The 18,815-nt window shown below is 41.7% G+C and carries 19 protein-coding genes, 2 tRNA genes and 1 rRNA gene; 20 read left to right on the top strand and 2 right to left on the bottom strand.

Annotated elements, in window-relative coordinates; translation table 11 throughout:
* Window positions 1–30: 30 nt before the first annotated feature.
* The 4 genes from yabP to JOC78_RS15970 all read left to right on the top strand — a co-directional run bounded on the left by yabP (window position 31) and on the right by JOC78_RS15970 (window position 1,819).
* Window positions 31–273 carry a sporulation protein YabP gene (gene yabP / locus JOC78_RS15985; protein ID WP_204558014.1) on the top strand — a complete coding sequence of 81 codons (243 nt, stop codon included), beginning with the start codon at window positions 31–33 and terminating at the stop codon, window positions 271–273.
* Entirely contained in the window at window positions 270–884 is a 615-nt protein-coding gene (yabQ, locus tag JOC78_RS15980; protein ID WP_204557924.1) for a spore cortex biosynthesis protein YabQ, read from the top strand. Before yabP ends, yabQ begins: the two co-directional genes overlap by 4 nt.
* 13 nt (window positions 885–897) lie before the next feature.
* Entirely contained in the window at window positions 898–1,296 is a 399-nt protein-coding gene (locus tag JOC78_RS15975) for an FtsB family cell division protein (protein ID WP_204557921.1), read from the top strand.
* A gap of 85 nt (window positions 1,297–1,381) precedes the next feature.
* Window positions 1,382–1,819, top strand: coding sequence for a S1 domain-containing RNA-binding protein (locus JOC78_RS15970; protein WP_204557918.1), 438 nt, complete (start codon window positions 1,382–1,384; stop codon window positions 1,817–1,819).
* Between the two features lie 238 nt (window positions 1,820–2,057).
* Here the strand turns inward: JOC78_RS15970 and JOC78_RS15965 are convergent.
* Both JOC78_RS15965 and JOC78_RS15960 read right to left on the bottom strand, forming a co-directional pair.
* A tRNA-Glu gene (locus JOC78_RS15965) sits at window positions 2,058–2,129 on the bottom strand.
* A gap of 8 nt (window positions 2,130–2,137) precedes the next feature.
* Window positions 2,138–2,214, bottom strand: a tRNA-Met gene (locus JOC78_RS15960).
* A gap of 253 nt (window positions 2,215–2,467) precedes the next feature.
* Between JOC78_RS15960 and spoIIE the strand changes: the two genes are divergently transcribed.
* The 16 genes from spoIIE to JOC78_RS15880 form a co-directional block, all read left to right on the top strand.
* Window positions 2,468–4,963 carry a stage II sporulation protein E gene (spoIIE, locus tag JOC78_RS15955; protein ID WP_204557915.1) on the top strand — a complete coding sequence of 832 codons (2,496 nt, stop codon included), beginning with the start codon at window positions 2,468–2,470 and terminating at the stop codon, window positions 4,961–4,963.
* Window positions 4,964–5,048: 85 nt separating this feature from the next.
* Window positions 5,049–5,786, top strand: a complete 738-nt coding sequence (locus JOC78_RS15950; RefSeq protein ID WP_204557906.1) for a VWA domain-containing protein — start codon at window positions 5,049–5,051, stop codon at window positions 5,784–5,786.
* Window positions 5,758–6,714, top strand: a complete 957-nt coding sequence (locus JOC78_RS15945; protein ID WP_204557903.1) for a protein kinase domain-containing protein — start codon at window positions 5,758–5,760, stop codon at window positions 6,712–6,714. Before JOC78_RS15950 ends, JOC78_RS15945 begins: the two co-directional genes overlap by 29 nt.
* An 82-nt stretch (window positions 6,715–6,796) precedes the next feature.
* On the top strand, window positions 6,797–8,197 hold the full coding sequence (gene tilS / locus JOC78_RS15940; protein ID WP_204557899.1) for a tRNA lysidine(34) synthetase TilS: 1,401 nt from the start codon (window positions 6,797–6,799) through the stop codon (window positions 8,195–8,197).
* Window positions 8,191–8,745 (top strand): hypoxanthine phosphoribosyltransferase, encoded by a 555-nt coding sequence (gene hpt / locus JOC78_RS15935; RefSeq protein WP_204557893.1) that lies wholly within the window; start codon window positions 8,191–8,193, stop codon window positions 8,743–8,745. Before tilS ends, hpt begins: the two co-directional genes overlap by 7 nt.
* 117 nt (window positions 8,746–8,862) lie before the next feature.
* Window positions 8,863–10,839, top strand: coding sequence for an ATP-dependent zinc metalloprotease FtsH (gene ftsH, locus JOC78_RS15930; RefSeq protein ID WP_204557890.1), 1,977 nt, complete (start codon window positions 8,863–8,865; stop codon window positions 10,837–10,839).
* A gap of 297 nt (window positions 10,840–11,136) precedes the next feature.
* Complete coding sequence (locus JOC78_RS15925; RefSeq protein ID WP_204557884.1) at window positions 11,137–11,904, top strand: type III pantothenate kinase; 768 nt, start codon at window positions 11,137–11,139, stop codon at window positions 11,902–11,904.
* 13 nt (window positions 11,905–11,917) lie between these two features.
* The gene (gene hslO, locus JOC78_RS15920; protein ID WP_204557881.1) at window positions 11,918–12,805 is read left to right on the top strand and encodes an Hsp33 family molecular chaperone HslO; all 888 of its coding nucleotides are present in this window, start codon (window positions 11,918–11,920) and stop codon (window positions 12,803–12,805) included.
* 160 nt (window positions 12,806–12,965) lie between these two features.
* Window positions 12,966–13,892, top strand: coding sequence for a cysteine synthase A (gene cysK / locus JOC78_RS15915; protein WP_204557879.1), 927 nt, complete (start codon window positions 12,966–12,968; stop codon window positions 13,890–13,892).
* A 109-nt stretch (window positions 13,893–14,001) separates the two neighbouring features.
* Entirely contained in the window at window positions 14,002–14,829 is an 828-nt protein-coding gene (folP, locus tag JOC78_RS15910) for a dihydropteroate synthase (protein WP_204557876.1), read from the top strand.
* The gene (folB, locus tag JOC78_RS15905; RefSeq protein WP_204557872.1) at window positions 14,822–15,196 is read left to right on the top strand and encodes a dihydroneopterin aldolase; all 375 of its coding nucleotides are present in this window, start codon (window positions 14,822–14,824) and stop codon (window positions 15,194–15,196) included. The genes folP and folB overlap by 8 nt, the downstream gene beginning before the upstream one ends.
* Window positions 15,183–15,713, top strand: coding sequence for a 2-amino-4-hydroxy-6-hydroxymethyldihydropteridine diphosphokinase (gene folK, locus JOC78_RS15900; RefSeq protein ID WP_204557869.1), 531 nt, complete (start codon window positions 15,183–15,185; stop codon window positions 15,711–15,713). Before folB ends, folK begins: the two co-directional genes overlap by 14 nt.
* On the top strand, window positions 15,665–15,886 hold the full coding sequence (locus JOC78_RS15895) for a helix-turn-helix domain-containing protein (RefSeq protein ID WP_204557866.1): 222 nt from the start codon (window positions 15,665–15,667) through the stop codon (window positions 15,884–15,886). Before folK ends, JOC78_RS15895 begins: the two co-directional genes overlap by 49 nt.
* 5 nt (window positions 15,887–15,891) lie before the next feature.
* Window positions 15,892–16,890, top strand: a complete 999-nt coding sequence (dusB, locus tag JOC78_RS15890) for a tRNA dihydrouridine synthase DusB (protein ID WP_204557863.1) — start codon at window positions 15,892–15,894, stop codon at window positions 16,888–16,890.
* Between the two features lie 37 nt (window positions 16,891–16,927).
* On the top strand, window positions 16,928–18,415 hold the full coding sequence (lysS, locus tag JOC78_RS15885; protein ID WP_204557862.1) for a lysine--tRNA ligase: 1,488 nt from the start codon (window positions 16,928–16,930) through the stop codon (window positions 18,413–18,415).
* A 326-nt stretch (window positions 18,416–18,741) separates the two neighbouring features.
* Window positions 18,742–18,815, top strand: a 16S ribosomal RNA gene (locus JOC78_RS15880); the annotation flags it as partial.

Genomic DNA, 18,815 nt, shown 5'->3' with positions numbered 1-18,815 from the left:
GACAGAAACAACGCTGACCACGATGTAATCATGAGAGGAAGAAAAGTGCTTGAGATCACAGGGGTAAAGCAGGTAGAGAGCTTTGACAGTGAAGAGTTCTTGCTTATCACTGTAATGGGCGTGCTTTCAGTTCAAGGTCAAAATCTGCAGATGAAAAATCTGGACGTCGATCAGGGCATCGTTTCTATTAAAGGGCGGATCAATCAATTAGTTTACTCGGACGAGACTTCTAAAAATCAATCAAAAAGCATGTTTAGTAAACTGTTTAAATGAGTTTAACTGTTCAATTTGAAACAATGATTTCTATGATTGCCCTTGGATGTGTATTTGGCGCACTGCTGGATACATATCGGCGATTTTGGAAGCGCTCGGTCCGCTCGAGATGGATGACGTTCATTTGGGACATCTTCTTCTGGTGTCTGTATGGCGGTCTTCTATTCTACTGTTTATATCATGTAAACAATGGTGAGATCCGTTTTTATCTTTTCATCGCTTTATTATGTGGTTTTTCCGCTTATCAGGCATTATTCAAAAAGCTGTATGAAAACTTGCTGGAGACGATCATCTTATTTTTTGTAAAAATATTCTTGTTAATAAAGAAACTTATTCATATTTTTATTGTCTGGCCGATACGCACAATTGTAACCGTGGTCATAAATATAGTACAATTCATAGGTAAAATGCTGATGATGCTTGCCAAAGTAGGCTATCAGCTATTATTATTTGTATTAAAGGTTATTTTTTGGCCAATCACAATTATTTGGAGATTATTCCCTAAAAAAGTGAGAAAAAAGGCGAATGATTTATATGCTAAATTAGCAGGACATTTCCTTATTTTCAAGAATAAATTGTTAAATACAATCAAACGCTGGAAAAATAAATAAGGGAGGACGGGAAATGAGTGAATCGAGCAAAAGAAAAGTAACTGCCTTGAAAAATGCTTTTATTTTCAGTCAGGAAAAAAAAGAAAAATTTTTAGCAAAGCATAAAACGAAATTATTTAGACGATTATCAGCTTTTGCCGTGGTGGCCATGTTAATTATGGCTGGGATGGTCTCGACTCTCGTTTCCCAGTCCGCTCGGTTAGATGAGAAAATAGAGCAAAAAGAACGCGCGGAAGCGGCTTTGGATGAGTTAAAGACGAATGAAGTAAAGTATGAAGAAGAGCTGGAAAGGCTCAAGCATGATGAGTATATTGCGGAACTGGCAAGGAAAAAATACTTTCTGTCTGACCAGGGAGAAATCATTTTTAACATCCCTGAAAACGCCGAAAAGGACCGTAAGAATGAACAATAAGAGTGGTTGTCTTATTGACACTCTTTTTTTACGTAATATAATATAAAGTAAAGCACGATCATTTCTAAGGAGGAACAATTTTTTTATGTCAATCGAAGTAGGCAGCAAGTTACAAGGTAAAGTAACAGGGATCACAAAATTCGGAGCGTTTGTTGAACTGCCAGGTGGCTCAACTGGTTTAGTACACATTAGTGAAGTCGCAGATAACTATGTAAAAGACATTAACGAACATTTAAAAGTGGGCGACCAGGTCGAAGTAAAAGTCATTAATGTAGAGAGCGATGGTAAGATTGGTTTATCCATCCGTAAAGCTAAAGACCAGCCGCAGCAACAGCAGTCCTATCGTTCCCGTCCAAAAAGCAATGATTATCGCTCTAAAGGTCCTAGAGGAAACTACGCTCCTCCAAAAGAGAACTTCGAGCAAAAGATGGCTCGCTTTCTAAAAGACAGCGAAGACCGTCTATCTACTTTGAAGCGTCAAACAGAATCACGCCGTGGTGGAAGAGGCGCGAAAAGAGGTTAAACTGCTGCCTATTTAATGTGAACGTTATGATTAACATGTTTTAAAGCAGTATAAAAAGCTGTTTCCCATCGATGGGAAACAGCTTTTTTCTGTAGATATAGATTCGGGAAAGGTGGTATGTAAAGAAAAGAACAGGGTAGCTCTTAGTGAGTTCTCCCTTTTATGGAGTAAATTAAATATAAAAAAACCAGACCATCAACAAACCGCTTGGATTTGCGACAATCTGATTTTTAAGCCATGACCCGTACGGGATTCGAACCCGTGTTACCGCCGTGAAAGGGCGGTGTCTTAACCGCTTGACCAACGGGCCTAAGTAAATGGTAGCGGCGGAGGGGATCGAACCCCCGACCTCACGGGTATGAACCGTACGCTCTAGCCAGCTGAGCTACACCGCCAAAAAAATTATTTGAAGCACAATGAATATAATAACTAGATCTCGATAAGAAGTCAACACTTTTTTATGAGAATATTATTTTTAGGGAGCAAGTATGTTTTCTCTCGCATGTTATAAATAAAATGATTAATTTTCGGAAAAATCTGATAGAAAATCGTCGAACGTTTTTTAGGTTCTGCTCTCTGATTTTGACAAAGTTTGAAATAAGCCTCCTATATAATGATGAGCAAAGAAACTGAATAGGAGTGTTAACGATGGAGAGAGTGGAAAGGAATATGATAGAGCCGGTTAGCCATGTAGATCTAGAGGGAACAAAAATGGAGGTCTTTAAGGGGGTAAAGCAATTTTCCTACCACGCGCAGGTATGGTTAATTGAAAAAGGATTCCTTTTGTTGCTGATTGGCTTTTTACTTGGACGTGCATTAATTCTTTCGCATTTAACACCGTTCGCCCTGCCATTCTTTGCTGCGGTATTCATGTTAAAGCGAGATCATGCGCCGCTTGCGTTAGTGGGATTACTGGCTGGTGCGCTGACGTTGTCGCTGGATCAGATCACCTATTCATTTGTGACCATTTTTATTTTTCTCATTTCTTATCGACTGCTCAAGAACTTTCATAAAGAAGATGTCGTATCTTTGCCGTTCTACGTGTTTTTTACTGTATTAGCGGTGAAATCTGGCTTTGCCTACTTTCAAGGAAGCGGAGTGCTTGCTGCGTATGATTTGCTAATGGGAGTGGTTGAAGCATCCCTTGCTTTTGTCCTGACACTTATCTTTATGCAAAGCATCCCCTTTTTATCATTAAATAAACGAATAAAATCATTAAAAAATGAAGAGATCATCAGCCTTGTCATTATGCTGGCTTCGATTACTTCCGGAACCATTGGCTGGACGGTCTACGGGTTATCGATGGAGCATATATTCTCGAGATACCTGGTGCTCATTTTTGCCTTTATTTCTGGAGCAGCAGTAGGTTCTACGGTAGGGGTCGTAACCGGATTGATCTTCAGTCTGGCGAATGTGGCCAGCTTTTATCAAATGAGTCTTCTTGCTTTTTCGGGACTGTTAGGGGGTTTATTAAAGGAATGGAAAAGGGCGGGAGCTGCAGCCGGATTACTTGTGGCTACCTTGCTTGCGGGAATGTACGGCGAAAGCGGTGTGCCGCTCACTCTTACATTATATGAATCAATCGCCGCGATTATTCTTCTATTTCTAACCCCTAAGCTCCTTACCGATAAGCTGGCCAAGCTGATTCCTGGAACGGTGGAGCATTCAAGTGAACAGCAGCAGTATTTAAGAAAGATCCGAGATGTGACAGCCAGCAGAGTAGAGCAGTTCTCTGAAGTGTTTGATGCTTTGTCTAACAGCTTCTCTCAATACAATGTCGATATATTAGAAGATTACGAAGAGAGAGAACTGGATATGTTCTTAAGTCATGTCACTGAAAAAACGTGTCAAACATGCTTTAAGAAAGAACAGTGCTGGGCAAACAACTTTAACCAGACCTATCACTTAATGAAAGATGTGTTATATGAATTGGATGACGGCAAAGGAGAACTTTCCCCGAAGCTAAAAAAGGACTTGGACAAACATTGCTATCGTCCTAAGAAAGTGGAAGAAGCGATCACACAGCAGCTGACTTATTATCAAGCGAACCAGAAATTAAAAAAGCAAGTATATGATAGCAGAAAGCTAGTCGCTGAACAGTTAAGAGGCGTATCTGAAGTGATGAGCGACTTCGCTGATGAGATTCAGAGAGAAAGAGAAAACCATCATAATCAGGAAGAGCAAATTTTTGAAGCCATTGAATCATACGGCATGGAGATTGAACAAATTGATATTTACAATCTGCAAAAGGGCAGTATAGACATTGATATGACGATCCCATATTCAAATACCCGTCATGGAGAATGCCAAAAGCTCATCGCCCCTATGCTATCAGATATACTGCTAGACAATGTGATTGTGCATAAAGAAGAGTGCAGCGGCGGTCCAGCTGGAGTTTGTCAAGTCACATTCAGGTCGGCGAAAGCATTTGTGGTGGAAACGGGAGCAGCTCATGCTGCCAAAGGAGGAGGTCTTGTATCAGGAGACAGTTACTCCACAATTGAACTCGGAGCAGGAAAGTATGCAGTAGCCATTAGCGACGGAATGGGCAATGGGGAAAGAGCCCATTACGAAAGCCATGAAACGCTCAGTTTGCTTCAGCAAATTCTAAAATCAGGTATTGAAGAAAAAGTCGCGATTAAATCTGTTAACTCGATCTTGTCTTTACGGACAACAGATGAGATCTTCTCCACACTTGATTTAGTGATTATTGACCTGCAAGACGCAGCCGCTAATTTTCTAAAAGTTGGATCGACACCAAGCTTTATTAAACGCGGCAACAAGATTATTAAGGTAGAAGCAAGCAACTTGCCAATTGGCATTTTGCAGGAATTCGAAGTAGATGTGGTAACTGAACAATTAAAATCAGGGGATCTCATTATTATGATGAGCGATGGAGTATTTGAGGGACCGAGAAATATTGAAAATACGGACCTATGGATGAAAAGAAAAATCAGCGAGCTAGAAACCGAGGATCCGCAAATGGTAGCCGACTTGCTGATGGAGGAAGTGATTCGTACAAGATCAGGAGAGATTGAAGATGATATGACCGTTGTTGTGGCTAAAGTCGAGCATAACCTGCCAAAATGGGCATCTATTCCGATGAATCTATCTCTATCGAAAAAGAAAAAGAAAATTTCATAAAATGTTCCCTCGCGCCTTCAAAGGTATAAAATCCATCAAATTGGGCAAGGATGGAAATAACTTATGACAGGTTGGAGGGAACGAAATGAAAAGTGGGACAATCAGACAAATTTTGCTGTTGACCGATGGCTGTTCAAACCACGGGGAAGATCCATCAGCTATGGCTGCATTGGCGAGAGAACAAGGGATTACAGTCAATGTAATTGGGATTCTGGAAAATGAAGCCGCTGATCACAGGGGAGTGCAAGAAATTGACCACATTGCTGCTTCCGGAGGGGGAATTAGCCAAGCCGTTTATGCTACGCAGCTGTCACATACCGTACAGATGGTTACCAGAAAAGCGATGACACAAACATTGCAAGGGGTGGTGAATCAGCAATTAAAACAAATCTTTAACAGTGAATCAGCCATCGAATCGCTTCCTCCAGAAAAACGCGGGGAAGTAATGGAGGTCGTTGATGAGCTTTCGGAAACCGCAGCACTTGAGGTTCTGATATTAGTTGATACGAGTGCCAGTATGAAGAGCAAGCTCCCGACCGTCAAAGAAGCATTGCTTGATTTGTCTTTAAGCATGAATGCAAGAATGGGGGGAAATATGTTCGCACTGTATGTATTTCCCGGGAAAGAAAGTGATGTCGAGCGTCTGTTGGATTGGACACCTAAGCTTGAGTCATTAACTTCTATCTTTTCCAAGCTGTCCCCGGGAGGATTAACACCGACTGGACCTGCGATTCGTGAAGCTATTGCCCAATTTAAAAAGAAGAAGCGATCTTTTAAAGGCTGGTTATCACAAGATGATGAATACATCGAAAAATCTATATAGTATCCCTAGAGGGACGGTGATTCGCGGGAAATGGCATAACCATACGTACATTATCGAAAGAGAATTGGGATATGGCGCAACAGGAACCGTTTATTTAGTAAAAGGGCAGCAGGGTTCAGCTGCGCTAAAAGTCAGCAGTCAATTATCTATTACGTCTGAAATGAATGTGCTGAAGGCGTTTGACAAGGTCCAAGGGTCATCCCTAGGGCCTTCTTTGTTAGATACGGATGATTGGCAAGATCGAGGACAACTATTCTCATTTTATGTAATGGAGTATATTCACGGCCCTACTTTATCCACTTTCATTCAATCAAGAGGGCCTTCATGGATTGGGGTGCTCATGCTTCAGCTTTTAGAGAATTTGCAGGCGCTGCATAATGAGGGCTGGGTGTTCGGTGATATTAAGCCAGACAACTTGATTGTAACAGGCACGCCTTTCTCATTGCGCTGTATCGATGTTGGAGGAACAACTAAACAAGGAAGAGCGATTAAAGAATACACCGAGTTTTTTGACCGAGGGTACTGGGGTGCCGGCTCACGCAAAGCCGAACCGTCCTATGATCTATTTGCTGCCGCGATGGTGGCTGTCAGCCTCGTTTATCCTAAAAGGTTTGCCAGAAAAGAAAGAGATCCGGAACAGCTTGTGAAAATGATTAGGCAAAGCAAAGAGCTTGAGCCGTATGCGGGCGTATTAATTAAAGCGATCAAAGGAAAATACCATTCCGCTTTGGATATGCGAAAAGAAATGCTGACCGCTCTATCTCCAGTTTCACCAAAGAGAGTACCTGTCAGGAGCGATAAGGAAGCAGTCAAAGGAAGAGCGGCCTCTAAACAGCGAAAACGAAAGCAAAAACACTTAGAGACAGCTGTCATTATTTTATCGGTCTTAGTGTGTTATATGGTGTATGTATTCATAGAACTGTTGTAAACAGAACTGCCTTGTCTGTTTTTCCATAGGGGAGAAAATGATAAGATAAAACGTATAATCAAAAGAGACAGGAAGAGAAAACATGCTGGAATATGAAACAAGAACAAGGCAGTTTATCAAAAGACATTCTTTAATTGAAAAAGGGGACAAAGTGGCGGTCGGAGTATCTGGAGGTCCAGACTCTTTATCGCTGTTGTTTTACTTGCATCAGCATAAGCAAGAATTAGGGATTGAAGTATACGCGCTCCATTTGGACCATATGTTCAGAGGAGAGCAGTCGAATGAAGAACTTCAATTTGTGACACACTTTTGCAGAGAGAGAAATGTTCCGGTCCTGGCAGAACAAATAGATGTCGGACAGCGAATGAAAGAACAGAATGGGAACCTTCAGGAAACCGCACGCCATGTCCGTTATGAATTTTACCAAAAAGGAATGCAGCATTTTTCCGCTAATAAGCTGGCGCTTGCTCACCATGGGGACGATCAAGTAGAAACTATTCTTATGAAGCTGACTAAAGGAGCGGCCAAGAAATCTGGCATTCCTGCTTTTCGTCCTTTCGGCGAGGGCACTATTATCCGCCCTTTATTGGGGCTGACAAAAGAAATGATTCACCAATACTGCGATCACTCTAAACTAGATCCGAGACATGACCCCAGTAACGATAAAACAGATTACACACGCAATCGGTTTCGGCAATCGCTGCTTCCTTTTTTAAAAGACGAAAATCCGCGCGTGCATGAACAATTTCAGCGTTTTAGTGAAGAAATAGAAGAAGATGAACAGCTTTTAAAGGAATTGACAGAGCAAGAAATGAATAAAGTATGGGAAAAGGAAGAGAAGGAGGTCAGGGTAAAAATCAAAGCGTTCCATATGGTGCCTTTGCCTTTACAAAGAAGAGGGATTCATCTAATATTAAACTATCTTTATAAAGGTCATACAGCGTTTTCTTACATACATATTCAACAGGTTTTGCAATTGCTGAGAGCCGTCCACCCATCCGGAAGCCTAGACCTTCCTCATGGGCTGAAAGTCAGGAGAGAATATGATGAGTGTCTGTTCGGTTTCCACAAGGAAGAGAAGAAGGAATATGCCTTTACTCTAGAAGTGGGACAGGAGCTCGATTGGCCAAACGGAGGAACGTTTTCATGGCACACTATGAATGACCTTCCAAAAGGGGCAGAATACTTTCTTCTGGATTGGACTCTGATCGATCCGCCATTAACTGTCCGTACGAGACAAGAGGGGGATCGAATGTCTATAAAAGGCATGAAGGGTTCAAAGAAGCTGAAGGATATCTTTATCAATGAAAAAGTATCCAGAGCGGAACGGGATCAGTGGCCGATTGTAACCGATGGACATGGAAAGCTGTTATGGATTCCAGGGTTAAAGAAATCCAGCCTTGAAAAGACTAGCAAAGACGGGAACACGCTAATTTTAGTTTATATAAAGCAATCATCTTCTAGGGGGCAAACAAATTGTTAAATCAAGATATTGAAAAAGTACTGATTTCTGAAGAAGAAATTCAGGAAAAGGTTAAAGAACTCGGCAAGGAGCTGACGGAGGAGTACAAAGACCGTTTTCCGCTAGTGATCGGTGTGCTCAAAGGAGCCATGCCATTTATGTCCGACTTAATTAAACGTATGGATACATATTTGGAAATGGATTTCATGGATGTGTCTAGCTACGGAAGCTCAACAGTTTCATCTGGAGAAGTAAAAATCGTTAAAGATTTAGATACTTCAGTTGAAGGAAGAGATATTTTAATCATTGAAGATATCATTGACAGCGGTTTAACTTTAAGTTATTTGGTGGAATTATTCCGTCACCGCAAAGCGAAATCCATTAAGATTGTTACGCTTCTTGATAAACCGACGGGGCGTAAAGCGAAGATTAAAGCAGATACCATTGGATTTATCGTTCCTAATGAGTTCGTTGTTGGGTATGGTTTGGATTATGCTGAGAAATATCGTAATTTACCGTATATTGGCGTTTTAAAACCAGAAATTTATACGAATGCTGAAGAGGAATGAGAAAGCGTTTAAATGTTTGATATGAATACGCTGGGACATATGCCAAAAAGTTGTAAAGCCAAGTTTTTCTATGATATTATTGACTACAGTATTTTTTACCGTGGGAGGAGGTAAGGGATGAACCGAATATTTCGTTATACCATATTTTATTTACTAGTATTTCTTGTCATTATTGGAGTTGTGAGCTATTTCAACAACAATAATGAACCGACTAATAATATAACGTATAATCAATTCATTTCCTACTTGGAGAAAGATCAAGTAAACGAATTTACAATGCAGCCCGAGCGAAATGTTTATGAAGTGCGCGGGAAATTAAAGGGTGCGAAAGAAGGAGAGTTTTTCCTTACTTATGTGATGATGAACAACGAGGCTCTTTTGAGTCGGATTGATCAAGCGGCAAGTACATCTAAAGTGGAAATTCTTCCAGCTAAAGAAACAAGCGGATGGGTATCTTTCTTTACAACCATCATTCCTTTCTTAATCATTTTCATCCTGTTCTTCTTCCTGTTGAATCAAGCGCAGGGCGGCGGCAGCCGAGTCATGAATTTCGGCAAAAGCAAAGCGCGGCTGTACAACGATGAAAAGAAGAAAGTTCGCTTTAAAGATGTAGCGGGAGCGGACGAAGAGAAACAAGAGCTTGTAGAGGTAGTTGAGTTTTTGAAAGATCCTCGCAAGTTTGCTGAACTTGGAGCGAGAATCCCTAAAGGTGTCTTGCTGGTGGGGCCTCCAGGTACGGGTAAAACGTTGCTTGCTAGAGCAGCTGCAGGGGAAGCGGGCGTTCCGTTCTTCTCTATCAGTGGTTCAGACTTCGTAGAAATGTTTGTTGGGGTCGGTGCATCCCGTGTGCGTGACTTGTTTGAAAACGCGAAGAAAAATGCTCCATGTATTATCTTTATCGATGAAATCGACGCAGTTGGGCGCCAGCGTGGCGCAGGACTCGGCGGCGGACATGATGAGCGTGAACAAACGCTGAATCAGTTGCTTGTAGAAATGGATGGTTTTAGCGCGAACGAAGGAATCATCATTGTTGCAGCAACAAACCGTGCGGATATTCTTGATCCTGCCTTGCTTCGTCCGGGTCGTTTTGACCGACAAATCACAGTAGATCGTCCGGATGTTACGGGCCGTGAAGCAGTACTTCGCGTACATGCTCGCAATAAGCCGCTTGATGATACAGTAGATTTAAAAGCGATTGCGCAAAGAACACCTGGCTTCTCTGGAGCTGACTTAGAAAACTTGTTAAATGAAGCAGCCCTTGTTGCTGCTCGTGCCAACAAGAAAAAAATTGATATGCGTGACTTGGATGAGGCATCTGACCGGGTAATAGCAGGGCCTGCCAAAAAGAGCCGCGTGATTTCACAAAAGGAAAGAAAGATTGTTGCTTTCCATGAAGCAGGACATACCGTGATCGGGCTTGTGCTTGATGAAGCGGAAATGGTTCATAAAGTAACAATTGTTCCACGAGGCCAAGCTGGCGGATATGCCGTTATGCTTCCGAAAGAAGACCGTTACTTTATGACGAAGCCGGAGCTTTTGGATAAGATTACTGGTCTGTTAGGCGGCCGTGTCGCAGAGGAAATTATTTTTGGTGATGTATCTACAGGTGCACACAATGACTTCCAGCGAGCGACAGGCATTGCGCGCCGTATGGTGACTGAATTTGGTATGAGTGACAAATTAGGTCCTCTGCAGTTTGGTTCTTCATCGGGCGGTCAAGTGTTCTTAGGCCGTGACATTAACAATGAACCGAATTATTCAGATGCGATTGCCTATGAAATCGATCTAGAAATTCAGCGCATTATTAAAGAATGCTATGCGCGAGCGAAAGAAATTCTTACAGAGAACCGCGATAAGTTAGAATTAATTGCGACAACCTTATTAGATATTGAGACGTTAGATGCGGGTCAAATCAAGCATTTAGCAGACCACGGAACATTGCCTGAACGTAAATACTCTGATTCAGATGAAGTGAAAACTTTATCAACGGATCAAGTAAAGGTAAATGTGCAGAAACAAGAGGATACATTCTCTCCTGAACCAAAAAAAGAGAATGATACACCTTCAACGACGGATCACGATCCAAAAGGTTAATTGATAAAGATGCCGGCTAAAGCCGGCATCTTTTTTTGACGGTTTCGGCAGGAGTATTGGTTGAAACGGACCGAAATAAAGCAAAACCGGCAGGAATAAGGGTGAAAACAGAAAGAATAATGAGCATATTGGAAAGAATTCCGCCGCGATTAGAAAGAATCAGTTCGCTGAATGGATTAATACCATACGAGAGTTATATCAGAGATACCATACGGGGTTGAGATTAATGCCGATTCATCCTTTATATGGTATGATAAATGCCAGCAGGTAAAAGAATATATGGGTGTGGTGAGAAGGTTGATTTTTGTACTGGATGTTGGAAATACTAATACGGTTTTAGGTGTATATCAAGAGGATGAATTAAAGTATCATTGGCGCATTGAAACAAGCCGGAATAAAACGGAAGATGAATACGGCATGATGATAAAGAATCTTTTTCAGCATGAAGGGTTATCCTTTGAGGATATTGACGGTATTATCATATCTTCTGTTGTTCCTCCAATTATGTTCTCGCTTGAAAGAATGTGCAAAAAATATTTTCAGCTTAAACCGCTTGTTGTAGGACCAGGCATTAAAACGGGTCTAAATATAAAATATGAAAACCCTCGTGAAGTCGGGGCAGACCGAATAGTCAATGCTGTGGCAGCGATTCACGAATATGACAGTCCGCTGATCATTGTCGATTTTGGTACAGCAACGACCTATTGTTACATTGATGAAGGCGGCCATTATATGGGCGGAGCCATTGCGCCTGGTATTAATATTTCAACGGAAGCTCTTTATTCAAAAGCAGCTAAACTGCCAAGAATTGAAATTTCGAGACCGGATCATATTGTGGGCAAAAATACGGTTTCAGCGATGCAGGCAGGTATTTTATACGGATATGTTGGACAAGTTGAAGGTATTGTCAGCCGCATGAAAGCTCATAGTAAAAAAGAGCCGCTCGTCATTGCAACCGGCGGATTAGCGCCGCTGATTTCCAATGAGTCGGATATTGTCGATGTGGTGGATCCATTTTTAACATTAAAAGGCCTTTGCCTTATCTATAAACGAAACATGAGCTGAGAAAGGAGCTACTATGAAAGACTACTTAGTGAAAGCATTAGCGTATGACGGTCAAGTGCGGGCATACGCTGTAGATACAACAGAAACGGTCAGTGAGGGACAGAAGAAACATTATACTTGGCCGACTGCTTCAGCTGCCTTAGGACGTGCGATGACCGCAGGTGTCATGATGGGAGCCATGATGAAGGGTGAGGACAAGGTAACCATTAAAGTGGAAGGCGGCGGTCCGATCGGCGCTATTCTAGTCGATAGTAACGCTAAAGGTGAAGTGCGCGGATATGTAACCAATCCTCAAACGCATTTTGATTTGAATGAACATGGAAAACTGGATGTCCGTCGTGCAGTTGGTACCGATGGAACATTGACTGTAGTTAAGGATCTAGGGCTGCGTGATCATTTCTCAGGACAGACGCCAATTGTGTCGGGAGAACTAGGAGAAGATTTCACCTATTACTTCGCCTCGTCTGAACAAGTACCTTCTTCTGTCGGAGTAGGGGTGCTGGTAAACCCAGATAACTCTATTAAAGCAGCTGGCGGGTTTATTATTCAATTAATGCCTGGAACAGCAGAAGAGACGATTGAACGCATTGAAGAACAATTAACTAACATGACGCCGGTATCTAAGTTAATTGAGCAAGGGCTGTCACCGGAAGAAATTCTTTCTCATGTTCTTGGCGAAGAAAATGTAAAGGTATTGGAAAAGATGCCTGTACAGTTTAAATGCACATGTTCCAAAGATCGGTTTAAAAATGCAATCATTGGGCTTGGAAAACAAGAAATCCAAGAGATGATTGATGAGGATGGAAAAGCAGAAGCGCAGTGCCATTTCTGCAATGATACTTATACATTTGATAAAAACGAATTAGAAGTGATGAAAGAAGAAGCGAATTCAGCTTCTTGATTACGCATATAGTTAAAGAAACCTGCAGAAGGAAATAAACTTTTTGCAGGTTTCTTTGTAAAAACAGTGAATATAAACAGGGTAAAAAGATTGACTTTTCTTAAAAATATTGTTAAATTCTATATAACCAATAAAAATACTCGGCATTGAGGTGGAGAAAATGGTACGTATCGCAAATTCAGTGGCAGACTTGGTCGGCCAAACACCGATTGTAAAATTAAACAATGTAGTAGATGAAAATAGTGCAGATGTATATTTAAAGCTAGAGTATATGAATCCGGGGAGCAGTGTGAAAGACCGAATTGCTTTAGCTATGATTGAAGCTGCAGAAGAAAAAGGCAACCTGTCAAAAGGCGGAACAATTATTGAGCCGACAAGTGGTAATACAGGAATCGGCTTAGCGATGATTGCGGCAGCGAAAGGCTACAAGGCTATTCTTGTGATGCCGGAAACGATGAGTATGGAACGGCGCAATCTTCTTCGTGCATATGGAGCAGATCTAGTATTGACTCCTGGCCCTGAGGGGATGGGCGGAGCGATTCGCAAAGCGAAGGAATTAGCAGAGCAAAACGGATACTTTATGCCTCAGCAATTCGAAAACGAAGCGAATCCAGAAATACACCGCAGAACCACAGGTAAAGAAATTGCTGAACAAATGGATCAGCTGGATGCTTTCATCTCCGGAATTGGCACTGGCGGAACCATCACTGGGGCAGGCCAAGTTTTGAAAGAGAAGTTTCCAGAAATAAAGATTTATGCCGTAGAGCCAGCGGACTCTCCCATTTTATCTGGAGGGAAACCAGGTCCTCATAAAATTCAGGGTATTGGCGCAGGTTTTGTACCGGGAGTTCTCGATACCAAAGTATACGATGAAATCATCAAAATCGAAAATGAAGATGCATTTGAAACAGCGCGTCAAGCAGCAAGAGAAGAGGGCATCTTAGGCGGTATTTCTTCAGGGGCTGCCATTTCAGCGGCATTGCAGGTAGCGGCTAAACTTGGAAAAGGCAAAAAAGTGTTAGCGATCATTCCAAGTAACGGCGAGCGTTATTTAAGTACTCCGCTATATCAATTTGATGAAGAATAAATAATGAAGGCAGGCTGCTATAGCCTGTCTTTTTGATGTGCCCGTATTTTTTTTAAAAAAGAACGATCGTGGTAAACTAGAGAAAGTGAAGATTGGAAGGAGAACGCTTATGAAGGTTGAAGCAGGGCCATACACTTTAGATTTTAATGAGAAAACGTTTATCATGGGTATTTTAAACAGTACACCCGATTCTTTTTCAGACGGAGGAAAGTATAATCACCTTGATTCGGCAGTCAGGCACGCGGAAGAAATGGTGAATTCAGGTGCGGACATCATTGACATTGGTGGCGAATCGACCCGTCCAGGCCACTTGCCAGTTCCGGCAGAAGAAGAGCTTGCTCGGGTGATACCTGTTATTCAAGCGGTGGCTCCCACAATTCATGTGCCAATTTCAATTGATACATATAAAGCAGAAACAGCCAACCAGGCAATTGAGGCAGGTGCTTGGATCATCAATGATATTTGGGGAGGGAAAAAAGATCCCGAAATATGCCGTGTAGCCGCCGAAAAAAATGTGCCGATTATATTGATGCATAATCGTGACAATATGAACTATGAAAATTTCATGCGCGATGTACTATTAGACTTATATGAAAGCATTAATATAGCCAAGAAAGCCGGAGTGAATGATGAGCAGATTATATTGGATCCGGGTGTTGGGTTTGCGAAAGATATGGAGCAAAACTTAGCAGTTATCAAACATTTAGATCAATTAGCTGCATTAGGCTTTCCGATTTTGTTAGGAACGTCTAAGAAAAGAGTGATTGGGCACGTTCTGGATCTTCCGGTAGAAGAAAGAATGGAAGGAACAGGGGCGACTTGCTGCTATGGCATTCAAAAAGGATGTCATATTTTACGAGTGCATGATGTTAAGCCAATTAGCCGGATGGCGAAAATGTATGATGCGTTAACTGGGAAGGGGTGTCACAATGGATAAAATCTATGTCACTGGTATGGAGTTTTATGGGTATCACGGCGTTTTTCCTGAAGAAACAAAATTAGGGCAGCGCTTCAAAGTGGATGCTGTATTAGAACTGTCATTGCGGCAAGCGGGTGAAACAGATCAACTAGAGTACTCAGTGAACTATGCGGAAATCTATCAGGTATGCCAACAGATTGCAGAAGGGAAGCCGTATCAGTTAGTTGAAACGGTAGCAGAACAAATAGCAGCTTCTCTTTTAAACAAGTTTACACGGGTGCAAGCATGTACAATTAAAGTGATCAAACCGGATCCGCCTATCCCTGGACACTATCAGCATGTAGCGGTTGAAATCACAAGGGGCAGAGAAGATGAAAATAAATAAAGCTTATCTTTCGCTAGGTACGAATATAGGAGATCGTGGTGACAATCTGCAGAGAGCTCTAAAGATGATGGATTCTGACAAAGATGTTCAAATAGAAAGAGTTTCTTCTATTTATGAAACAGAGCCGGTTGGCTATACCGAGCAAGCTCCTTTTTTAAATATGGCTGTCTGTGTAGCTACTGGTTTATCTGCCGAAGAACTGCTGGACAGATGCCTCGGGGTCGAGCGTGAACTTGGGAGGGTCAGGGAATTTAAATGGGGACCGAGAATAATAGACCTTGACATTTTATTGTATAATCATGACAATATTGAATCAGAGACATTAATTATTCCGCACCCGAGAATGCATGAACGGGCTTTTGTGCTTATTCCATTGTTAGAAATAGACTCAACGATTATTTTTCCTGCAGACGGGACTTTATTAAAAGAGGCGCTCTGCAGTATTCAAGGGAAAGAAGGTGTTCGTCTGTGGAAACAGATCAATGGGGACGGAGAATTCGGGCTTTTCGAAAACTAAAAGGGTATACCCAAGAAGGTCTTGCACGGCAGCTAGGTGTATCTATTTCTGTTTTAGGAGAAGTGGAAAGAGGCAGCCGTCCCCTTTCGGATGAACTGCTAAAGGAAATTGCTAATATTCTTGATGTTTCAATTGACGAACTTTCCCCTATAGATAAAACAGTAGAAAGGTGAGAGGTATGCTTAAAATCGGAAATATCGAAATGAAGAATCCAGTTGTTCTTGCTCCGATGGCCGGTGTCTGTAACTCTGCTTTTCGTCTAACGGTTAAAGAGTTTGGTGCAGGTTTAGTTTGTGCCGAAATGGTCAGCGACAAAGGCATCATTTTAAAAAATGAGAGAACAATGGACATGCTTTATATCGATGAGCGCGAAAAACCATTGAGTTTACAGATTTTTGGCGGAGAAAAAGACTCTTTGGTTCAAGCGGCAAGCTTTGTAGATAAAAATACAAATGCAGATATTATAGACATTAATATGGGATGTCCCGTTCCTAAGATCACCAAATGTGATGCGGGGGCTAAATGGCTTCTTGACCCTAATAAAATATACGAGATGGTTTCGGCTGTCACAGATGTAGTGGAGAAGCCTGTTACCGTTAAGATGCGAATGGGTTGGGACGAAGACCACATTTATGCAGTTGAAAATGCCCGGGCTATAGAAAGAGCAGGCGGAAAAGCGGTGGCTCTTCATGGTCGGACGCGTGTACAAATGTATGAAGGGCATGCAAACTGGGATATCATTAAAGAAGTGAAGCAGTCAGTGGATATTCCAGTGATCGGAAATGGGGATGTGGAAACACCGCAAGATGCTAAGCGTATGCTTGAGGAAACAGGGTGTGACGGTGTCATGATTGGCCGTGCCGCACTAGGGAATCCATGGATGATCTATAGAACGGTTAAATACCTGGAAACAGGAGAATTAACGGACGAACCTATGGCTCGTGAGAAGATTGACGTCTGCCTTCTTCACCTAGATCGTTTAATCGCATTAAAGAATGAACACATCGCTGTCCGTGAAATGAGGAAACACGCGGCGTGGTACTTAAAAGGAATTCGCGGAAACGGCCTAGTTCGCAAAGAGATCAATCTGTGCGAAACGAGAGAAGATGTAGTGAACCTGCTATATGGTTTTGTTGCAGAAGTGGAAGCGAAAGAATCCTCTATTCAAGTTGGATAATTTTAATAACAAAAAGATTTATATAGGAGTGAACAGGATGAGTCACGAAGATTTAAATGACCAATTGCTTGTGAGAAGAGAGAAGCTGCAAGCGCTAAAAGATAAAGGAATGGATCCATTCGGCAAACGTTTCGAGCGTTCACATACAGCGAAAGAAGTTGTGGCTGAATATGATGCTTTTTCAAAAGAAGAATTAGAAGAAAAGAAAGTGGAAGTTACTATCGCAGGACGTGTAATGACAAAGCGCGGTAAAGGAAAAGCGGGATTTGCCCATATTAAAGATTTAACTGGACAAATTCAGATTTATGTTCGTAAAGATGCTATCGGCGAAGAAGCTTATGAAGTATTTAACATGACCGATCTAGGTGATTTAGTTGGTGTTAGCGGAACAGTTTTCAAAACACAAGTAGGGGAACTTTCTATTAAAGTCACGAAGTATGAGTATTTAACAAAAGCTCTTCGTCCTCTTCCTGATAAATTCCATGGTTTAAAAGATGTAGAACAGCGCTATCGTCAGCGTTATTTAGATCTAATTACAAGCGCAGACAGCCAGCAGACGTTTATCAGCCGCAGCCGTATTATCCAATCTATGAGAAGATACTTAGACGATCATGGCTATTTAGAAGTAGAAACTCCAATGATGCATTCAATTGCTGGAGGAGCTTCTGCTCGTCCGTTCATTACTCACCACAATACTCTTGATATGGAGCTTTATATGCGAATTGCAATTGAGCTTCACTTAAAGCGTCTAATCGTGGGTGGAATGGAGAAAGTATATGAGATTGGCCGCGTCTTCCGTAATGAAGGGGTATCTACACGTCACAACCCTGAATTTACAATGATTGAATTATATGAAGCGTATGCTGACTATCAAGATATCATGCGTCTGACAGAGAACTTAATTGCGCATATTGCCGAGGATGTATTAGATTCGACTACAGTTCAATACGGTGAATATGAAGTAAACCTAAAGCCTGAGTGGACTCGTCTGCATATGGTTGATGCCGTAAAAGAATATACTGGAGTTGACTTCTGGACAGAGATGTCTGATGAAGAAGCGCGTCAGTTGGCGAAAGAGCACGGAATTGAATATAAAGAAACGATGCAATATGGTCATATTGTTAATGAGTTCTTTGAGCAAAAAGTAGAAGATAAATTAATTCAGCCTACATTCATTTATGGCCACCCAGTGGAGATTTCGCCGTTGGCTAAGAAAAATGAAGAAGATCCTCGTTTCACTGATCGATTCGAATTATTTATTGTGGGTCGCGAACACGCGAATGCTTTCACAGAGTTAAACGATCCAATTGATCAGCGCGAAAGATTTGAAGCACAATTAAAAGAGAAAGAACAAGGAAACGATGAAGCGCACGAAATGGATGATGATTTCATCGAAGCGCTTGAATACGGAATGCCTCCTACAGGCGGTCTTGGAATTGGAATCGACCGAGTGGTTATGCTGTTAACTAACTCACCTTCCATCCGGGACGTATTGCTTTTCCCGCTAATGAGACATAAAGAATAGTAGTTTTTAATGAAGAGAAGCTGTCCATAGGGGCGGCTTCTTTTTTGATGTTACAGGATGATTAAATGTTTTTTAAAAAACTTTTAAATATAGCTTGCATAAGAGATTAAGAGATGGTATATTTATATTCGTTGCTAACGACGACATCAAATGACAAAAAACAAATTTGAAAAAAGTTGTTGACAACGAGAAACAAAACATGATAAGATGTTCTAGTCGCCAATGAGGCAAAGAGGAAATTGATCCTTGAAAACTGAACAAAATAAACGTCAACGTTTAAATGAAACAACCGGCAATTTAATTGCCAAAATGAGCAATCAAACATCTTTTTGGAGAGTTTGATCCTGGCTCAGGACGAACGCTGGCGGCGTGCCTAATACATGCAAGTCGAGCGGACTTG

This window comes from Bacillus ectoiniformans, from assembly GCF_016908875.1.
GTDB lineage: Bacteria > Bacillota > Bacilli > Bacillales > Domibacillaceae > Bacillus_BX > Bacillus_BX ectoiniformans.
This window is presented reverse-complemented; position numbering and strand designations above follow the sequence as displayed.